The sequence below is a fragment of the Streptomyces sp. NPDC059564 genome, from assembly GCF_042735575.1.
In the GTDB taxonomy this organism is placed as follows: domain Bacteria; phylum Actinomycetota; class Actinomycetes; order Streptomycetales; family Streptomycetaceae; genus Streptomyces.
In genome coordinates this window covers 1-5,316 of the sequence record NZ_JBHWBP010000456.1, presented here as the reverse complement: position 1 = coordinate 5,316, position 5,316 = coordinate 1, and the positions used below count along the sequence as shown (strand labels likewise).

The window sequence follows — 5,316 nt, the reverse complement described above, 5'->3', positions numbered from 1 at the left end:
CTCGTGTCTCCGGGCCCGGGCGGTCGCCCGGGCGCCCGGATCAGCCGGCGTTGGAGGTGATCTTCTTCGTCTTCAGGTCGGCCTGCACGTGGATCTGGGTGGTGTTGCCGCCGCTGCCGCCCCAGGTCAGGGTCACCGTGGCGTTGGTCTTGCCCGTCCCGCTGCCGGTGGACGTCACCTTCCACTGGAGCGGTACGTTCTGCGCGCGCAGGACGCCGTTCGCGTGGTTGGTCTCCTCCCACTGCTTCAGCTCCCGCTGGAGGGGCTCGGAGAGGTAGAAGGAACGCAGCTGGTCGGCCGTCTTGCCGTCGCCGTCGTACACCGCGTCGATGTAGGAGCCGTAGAAGTCGGCGATCCGGCTGAACGCGCCCTCGGGGCTGCCGGACACCGACAGCGGTGCGGCCGCGGTGGCGGAGGTGCCGGTGACGAGGGCGAAGGAGAGCGCCGCCGCGCCGGCGGTGGCCGCCAGGGCGATGGACGTGGCGCGCTTGGACGGGAGCTTGAACATCGGTCGGTACCTTTCCCCGTGCTGAGTACTGCCGGCCGGTACGGTCCCCGGCGCTGCCCTTGATGACGGGGCCTGCCGCCAACCGGTTCTCGGCGTCCATGAAATGGCCGAAATTAGCTCGTACGGAGGATCTCGGAAATCAGAACGCGGTGAAACGGAATGCGGCGGGCACTCCGGTGGTTCGGACAGACGCGATATCCGACTCCGCACGCACTGGAGAGCTCATGAAGATCGGCATCATCGGCGCCGGCAACATCGGCGGCAACCTCACGCGCCGGCTCACCTCCCTCGGACACCAGGTCTCCGTCGCGAACTCCCGCGGCCCCGAAACCCTCACGGACCTCGTGGAGGAGACGGGAGCCACGGCCGTCACCGTCGCCGAGGCCGCCCGGGGCGCCGAGGTCGTCGTGGTCACCGTCCCCCTCAAGAACGTGCCCGACCTCCCCGCCGGACTCTTCGACGGGGCCGCCGACGGCTTCGCCGTCATCGACACCTGCAACTACTACCCGCGCGAGCGTGACGGCCGCATCGCGGCGATCGAGGACGGGGGCCTGACCGAGAGCCGCTGGACCGAACAGCACCTCGGCCACCCGGTGATCAAGGCGTTCAACGGCACGTACGCCGCAGACCTCCTCGAGCGGCCGCTCCCGGCCGGCGCCCCGGACCGCATGGCCCTCCCGGTCGCGGGCGACGACGAGGCGGCCAAGAAGACCGTCCGCGCCCTGATCGACGAGCTCGGCTTCGACACGGTCGACTCGGGCGGTCTCGACGAGTCCTGGCGGCAGCAGCCCAACACCCCGGTCTACGGCCTGCGCGCGGGCGCCGAGGCGGTCACCCGGGCCCTCGCCGAGGCCTCGTCCGTCCGGACGGAGGAATTCCGCGGCTGACCCCTTCGACCGGGGGTGTTAACGGTCCGCGTTCGACCGTTTTCGCTGTGCTACGGTGCAGTTCAGTTGCAGGTGTGGTTCCCAAATATTTCAAGCGCGGCCGTCGGATTGTCCGACGGGAGCACTTTTTATTTCCGGATGCTTTCGGACAGGGTCAATCAACACGGCGACGCCGGCGTCGCACAGTGCGGCCCCGGGTACAGCCCCGAAGGAGAATCCATATGGCATCCGGCACCGTGAAGTGGTTCAACGCGGAAAAGGGTTTCGGTTTCATCGAGCAGGACGGCGGCGGCGCCGACGTGTTCGCCCACTACTCGAACATCGCCACCCAGGGCTTCCGCGAGCTTCAGGAGGGCCAGAAGGTGAACTTCGACGTCACCCAGGGCCAGAAGGGCCCGCAGGCCGAGAACATCGTGCCCGCCTGACGCCGAGCGCAGCCGAGAGCCGGGGCCCGCACCGATCGGTGCGGGCCCCGGCCCGTTCTCCCGCCGTTCCCGACCGTGACCGAAGCGTCATGCGCCGGCCCGCTGCGTACCGGCCCCCGCCTTGCTACCTTCCTCCAGCACCCGGAAGCCGCAGGAGGGCCGCCATGCACGTCAGACCCCGTTTCGCGGCGACCGCCGCCAGTGCGCTGCTGCTCGCCGCGACGCTGACCGCCTGTGGCGACAAGGGCGCCCCGCCGCGGGCGATCGCGGACCCGTCCGCGATCCCCACGCTCTCCGCGAGCCCGACGCCCGCCGTGGCCCCTTCGGCCTCCGTGAGCCCGACCGCCTCCACGGCCCCGTCGGCCACCCCGGCTCCCGCCACCAGCGCCCCGGCCCCGGCACCCGCCCCGCCCACCCACCTGTCGATGTCCGTCACCACCCGGGGCGGGCGGATCGACCTCGTCCGCGGCGGCCCGGCGCAGGAGTTCACCGTGACCCTGCGGGGCGGCAACTCCGAGGCGTACCGGCACCTGCTGCTCACCTTCCAGATGGAGGCCCTCGTACCGGAGCCCGGGGACACCTCCGGCCCGGCCGACTCCGTCCTCCTCGAACACCAGGACCCGGCCAGCGGCCGGTGGAGCCCCGCCGAGCTGCGCATCGCCAACGACGTCAAGCCGTACTCCCTCTACGAGGGCGGCTCGCCGCTGGCCCTCGGCGCCGTACGCACCGAGCGCTACCGGCTGCGCGCCACCGCCACCGGCCCCACCGGGAGTTCCCCGCTGATGGTCGGCGCCGTCGACACCGACGCCCCGGAGGGAACCCCCGAGGAGCGCGGGCGCCCGGGCTACTTCTCGCTGCCGCACGGCATCCGCCGGGCCCCCTGACCGGTCTGTCTCCCCTGCCCCTTCCGGCCCGTTGGCCCCGTGCGCCTACCGGGAGCGGTGGGCCACCCGGCAGACTGTCCGTCGTGACGACACTGAGCAAAGGCGCCAACCTGCCGGTCGCGGCATCCTCCGTCAGAGTTGTCCTCGGCTGGTGGCCCGGACCGGGCGTACCCGACGTGGACGCGTCCGCCCTGCTGCTGGCGGGCGGTGGACGGGTGCGCTCCGACGGCGACTTCGTGTTCTACAACCAGCCGGTGCACGCCCGGGGTGCCGTACGCCACCTCGGCAAGCGGTCCGGCACGGACACGCTGGAAGTCAACCTGGCCGCCCTGGAGCCGGACGTGGAGCGCGTCGCGCTCTGCGCCTCCGCCGACGGCGGCACCTTCGGGCAGGTGCCCGGACTGCACGTGAGGCTGCTCGACGCGGGGTCCGGAGCCGAGATCGCCCGCTTCGACATGGAGGCCGGGCCCGAGACGGCCTTCGTGAGCGGAGAGCTCTACCGGCGGGCGGGCGCCTGGAAGTTCAGGGCGGTCGGCCAGGGCTACGCGAGCGGGCTGGCGGGGCTGGCGACGGACTTCGGGATCACCGTGGACGACGAACCGCCCGTGCAGGCCGCCGCGCCGGTGGCCCCGCCCGTCCGGCCCGCCCCCGCGCGGGTGCGGGCGCCCGCCCCGGTGCCCGCGCCCGCCGCCCCGGCCTCTTCCGCCGTCCGGATGACCAATGGGGAGGAGCGGCTCCCCGCGGACATGCGCGGCCGCCTCTCCCTGCGCAAGCAGCAGGTGGCCGTCAGCCTGAGCAAGAACGGCGCGGCGGGCGAGACCGCCCGCGTGATCCTCGTCCTCGACGCCTCGGGCTCGATGGCCGCGCTCTACTCCCGGGGCACCGTCGCCTCGGTCGTGGAACGGATGGCGGCCGTCTCGGCGCAGCTCGACGACGACGGCGAGATGCAGGCCTGGACCTTCGCCACCAACCCGGCGCGGCTGCCCGACCTGACCATCGGCGACCTCCCGGAATGGCTCCGACTGCACGTGCGCGTCGGCCAGATGAGCCTCTTCGGCCGCAAGAAGCCGCCGCGCGGTCTGCTCCCCGGCCAGATCGACATGCGGGAGGTCGGCTTCCAGAACGAGGAGCAGAAGGTGATCGCCCAGGTGCGTGCCTACGTATCGGCGAACCCGGCGCCCGATCCGACCCTCGTGCTGTTCTTCTCCGACGGCGGGGTCCACCGCAATGCCGAGATCGAGCGGGAACTGCGGGCGGCCGTGGAGGAGCCGGTGTTCTGGCAGTTCGTGGGCCTCGGCCGGGCCGGCTTCGGAGTGCTGGAGCGCTTCGACACCATGCCGGGGCGCCGGGTCGACAACGTCGGCTTCTTCGCCGTCGACGACATCGACCGCCTCTCGGACGCCGAGCTGTACGACCGCCTGCTCTCGGAGTTCCCCTCCTGGCTCCGGGCCGCCCGGCAGGCGGGCATCCTGCGCTGAACTCCCTTGTGCGGCCGAGCCGGTGAACGGACGGATCCGGAGGGCCCGGACCCTTGACCCCATGGTTGGTCCAGACCAATCATGGGGCGTCCGTTCGTTCGCTCGCGCCCCACCGGGAGCTTCGTTGAGACACCCTTCGCGATCCGTCCGTTCCTTGACGGCGGCGTTCGCCACCCTCGCCGCGTCCGCCGGGCTCCTCGTCGCGGGAGGCGCGGGCCCCGCGCAGGCCGCGCCGTCGCCGTTGCCCGCGCACGTCTTCGCGCCGTACTTCGAGGCGTACTCCTCCGACAATCCCGCCGACCTCGCGCAGAAGTCCGGTGCCAGGTACCTGACCATGGCCTTCGTCCAGACCGAGGCCAAGGGCTCCTGCACCCCGTACTGGAACGGCTCCACGGGACAGCCCATCGCCTCCTCCGTCTTCGGCGCCGACTTCGCCACGATCCGCTCGCGCGGCGGCGACGTCATCCCCTCCTTCGGCGGCTACGCGGCCGACAACGGCGGCACGGAGATCGCGGACAGCTGCACCAGCGTCGACTCGATCGCGGCCGCCTACCAGAAGGTGATCACGACCTACGACGTGACCCGCCTCGACATGGACATCGAGGACAAGTCCCTGACCAACAAGGCCGGGATCGACCGCCGCAACCAGGCCATCAAGAAGGTGCGGGACTGGGCCGCCGCCAACGGCCGTCCCCTCCAGGTCTCGTACACCCTCCCGACGACGACCGGCGGTCTCGCGAGCAGTGGGCTGGCGGTCCTCAAGAGCGCGAAGGCGGCAGGAGCCCAGATCGACGTCGTCAACCTGATGACCTTCGACTACTACGACGGCGCCACCCACAGCATGGCGAACGACACGAAGAGCGCCGCCGCCGGCCTCTACGACCAGCTCGCCGCGCTCTACCCCGCCAAGACGCCCGCCCAGCTGTGGGGGATGATCGGCGTCACCGAGATGCCGGGCATCGACGACTACGGGCCCGCCGAGACCTTCACCACCGCCGACGCCACCGCCGTCTACGACTGGGCCGTCGGCAAGGGCATCAACACCCTCTCCCGCGCCGGCGATCGTCACGGACCGTTCCCCGAAGTACAGGCCGGCAGGGGCGTCCTGCGAGCGGAACCTCATCGACGCCGAGG

Annotated in this window: 6 protein-coding genes; 5 read left to right on the top strand and 1 reads right to left on the bottom strand. The window is 71.6% G+C overall.

What is annotated here, in order from left to right:
• Positions 1 to 40: 40 nt before the first annotated feature.
• The gene (locus ACFV0Q_RS38095) at positions 41 to 508 is read right to left on the bottom strand and encodes a hypothetical protein (protein WP_385012199.1); all 468 of its coding nucleotides are present in this window, start codon (positions 506 to 508) and stop codon (positions 41 to 43) included.
• Positions 509 to 732: 224 nt separating this feature from the next.
• On the opposite strand from ACFV0Q_RS38095, the gene ACFV0Q_RS38090 reads away from it, so the two are divergent.
• The 5 genes from ACFV0Q_RS38090 to ACFV0Q_RS38070 all read left to right on the top strand — a co-directional run.
• Positions 733 to 1,395, top strand: coding sequence for an NADPH-dependent F420 reductase (locus tag ACFV0Q_RS38090; RefSeq protein ID WP_385012196.1), 663 nt, complete (start codon positions 733 to 735; stop codon positions 1,393 to 1,395).
• Between the two features lie 221 nt (positions 1,396 to 1,616).
• The gene (locus ACFV0Q_RS38085; RefSeq protein WP_030228921.1) at positions 1,617 to 1,820 is read left to right on the top strand and encodes a cold-shock protein; all 204 of its coding nucleotides are present in this window, start codon (positions 1,617 to 1,619) and stop codon (positions 1,818 to 1,820) included.
• Positions 1,821 to 1,984: 164 nt separating this feature from the next.
• Positions 1,985 to 2,704 carry a hypothetical protein gene (locus ACFV0Q_RS38080; protein ID WP_385012194.1) on the top strand — a complete coding sequence of 240 codons (720 nt, stop codon included), beginning with the start codon at positions 1,985 to 1,987 and terminating at the stop codon, positions 2,702 to 2,704.
• A gap of 83 nt (positions 2,705 to 2,787) precedes the next feature.
• On the top strand, positions 2,788 to 4,182 hold the full coding sequence (locus tag ACFV0Q_RS38075) for a VWA domain-containing protein (protein WP_385012191.1): 1,395 nt from the start codon (positions 2,788 to 2,790) through the stop codon (positions 4,180 to 4,182).
• 154 nt (positions 4,183 to 4,336) lie between these two features.
• The coding region (locus ACFV0Q_RS38070; RefSeq protein WP_385012189.1) for a chitinase at positions 4,337 to 5,316 on the top strand (980 nt) is incomplete at its 3' end.

Coding starts and splice junctions, on each gene's coding strand:
- ACFV0Q_RS38080 (WP_385012194.1), top strand. CDS start 1,985: ATGCACGTCAGACCCCGTTTCGCGGCGACCGCCGCCAGTGCGCTGCTG.
- ACFV0Q_RS38095 (WP_385012199.1), bottom strand. CDS start 508: ATGTTCAAGCTCCCGTCCAAGCGCGCCACGTCCATCGCCCTGGCGGCC.
- ACFV0Q_RS38090 (WP_385012196.1), top strand. CDS start 733: ATGAAGATCGGCATCATCGGCGCCGGCAACATCGGCGGCAACCTCACG.
- ACFV0Q_RS38085 (WP_030228921.1), top strand. CDS start 1,617: ATGGCATCCGGCACCGTGAAGTGGTTCAACGCGGAAAAGGGTTTCGGT.